1 protein-coding gene is annotated in these 2,323 nt (G+C 39.0%); it reads right to left on the bottom strand.

Annotation, left to right across the window (positions count from 1 at the left end; genetic code table 11):
* Positions 1-2,323: efflux RND transporter permease subunit (locus tag P8M54_RS07225; RefSeq protein WP_300286705.1), on the bottom strand; the 2,323-nt coding region annotated here is incomplete at both ends.

Below are 2,323 nucleotides of genomic sequence, written 5' to 3'. Positions count from 1 at the left end.
CCTAAATATTGTTTTAGAGCACGTTTGGCAATTTCAATATCGTCGTTTGCCTGTTGTCGAAGTACCTGAATTTGCTGGTATTCCGTAGAAGCGGAAATGAATTCTAATTTACCTGTTTCACCTGTACCATAGCGTAATTGTGCAGCGGTCTTAAAATTGGCATACACACTATCTAATTGTTCCGCAAAAAGCAGTTGAGCCTTATTGTAATTTATCTGGTCGTAAGCCTGCATCACATTTCGAACTAGCTGTTGTTCATTTAACGCATAGAATTTTTCGCCTAAAGCAATACGTTGTTTGTAAAACTTCGATTTTGAAAAACCCGAAAGCAAATCAATATTTCCCTGTTGTATCCCAAAGGTACGCAGTGTTCCTTGTTGCAGGCCTTGGTCTTGCATACCAGTATATAAAGAGGTACTACCCAAGTCAAAACTTGTGCCTTTCATAGCCTGTTCCCGTTCTATTAACGCTTGACTTTCTTTAAGAGAAGGGTAATTTTGCTTTGCCATTGCTATAGCTTCTTCCAATGAAATAGTCGTTGAAAGTGCATTGCCCTGCTTTATTTCCTGTGCAAAGCTGTTTCCAGAAGTGAACACACCTCCTAACAAAACAAGTATAGTAACTACTGCAGTGCTTTTATTGATGTAGCTTATATCGTTATCATTACCTTTTTTCTCTTTTCGTGCTTCTAGCAAATAATAAAGAACCGGTAGAATGACTAAGGTTAAAAATGTTGCGGTAAGCAGTCCACCAATGACTACCGTTGCCAAAGGTCGTTGTACTTCGGCACCTCCAGAGGTCGAAACCGCCATTGGTATAAAGCCCATGATGGCTGCTGTTGCCGTAAGTAAAATAGGTCGCAAACGTTCGTGTGTAGCTTCGTATATTCTGTCTTTTAGATTAGTCATTCCGCTTTCTTTTAGTTCGTTGAATTTATTTATCAGGACCAATCCATTCAGTACTGCAACTCCAAAGAGGACAATAAACCCAACGCCGGCTGAAATACTGAAAGGCATACCACGTATCCATAAGGCGATTACACCACCTATGGCTGCTAATGGTACTGCCATATAAATCATTATGGATTGTGAAAATGAATTGAGGGCGAAGTAGAGTAATATAAATATTAAGAATAATGCTATAGGTACCACAATCATTAGGCGGTCTGTAGCTCGTTGTAAATTTTCAAATGAACCACCGTAAGTTACATAGTAACCAGGAGGTAATTTAACTTCGGTTTCCAGTTTTTGCTGAATTTCTTCAACCATCGACTTGACATCACGTCCACGAACATTTACACCTACCGAAATACGGCGGTAGGTATTGTCCCTTGAAACTTGCATCGGACCAGGTTTGTAACTGATGTCAGCTACTTCCTTTAATGGTACTTGTGCGCCACTTGGCAAATCGATGTAAAGATTTTTAAGGCTAGTGATATCAGTTCTAAATTCTTTTGCTAAACGAATAACTACATCAAATCTCTTTTCACCTTCAAAAATGACACTTGCTTTTTCTCCTGCAAAGGCTGAACTCACATAATCATTTAGTTTGTCAACGGTTACGCCGTATTGTGCCATCTTTGCACGGTTGTATACCACGGTCATTTGTGGTAAGCCACTGGTGGCTTCCACATTTAAGTCTGCTGCACCGGGAACGGTTCTGATGACCGCAGCGATTTCCTGAATTTTATCAGCAAGAACGCCTAAATCCTCGCCGTACAATTTTATCGCCACATCTGACCGAACGCCAGTTAACAATTCATTAAAACGAAGTTCGACAGGTTGCGAAAACACAAAATTGACACCGGGAATCACTGAAATTTTTTCCTGAATTTTCTCTATGAGTTCTGCTTTGGTATCTGCCGAAGTCCATTTGCTTTTGTCTTTTTCAAGTATAATATAACTATCGGCGATATCCATTGGCATCGGGTCTGTGGGAATTTCGGCAACCCCAATTCTAGAAATTACTGTTTTAACTTCTGGAAATTTGTTAATGATATTTTGAAGCTTTTTTGAAGCTTCAATGGATTCGGTAAGACTACTACCCGGTTTTATCAACGCCTGCATTGCGATATCTCCTTCATCAAATTTAGGAATAAATTCTCCTCCCATAGTGCTAAAAATGAAGCCTGCAATAAATAATAGTACAACTGCAGCAGAAATAACACCAGCTTTAAAGCGCAATGCAAAATTTAGTAATGGTAGATACGCACGATTTAAACCATTCATAATTTTATCGCTTAACCTATCAATCTTATTTTCAAATTTGGCGAACCAACTACTCTGATTTTTCGTAGGTTTTAAAAATAATGCCGAAATCATTG

The organism is Flavobacterium sp. (genome assembly GCF_029242675.1).
In the GTDB taxonomy this organism is placed as follows: Bacteria; Bacteroidota; Bacteroidia; order Flavobacteriales; family Flavobacteriaceae; genus Flavobacterium.
The sequence above is the reverse complement of the archived record's forward strand: the minus strand, read 5'-3'. Positions and strand labels throughout refer to the sequence as shown.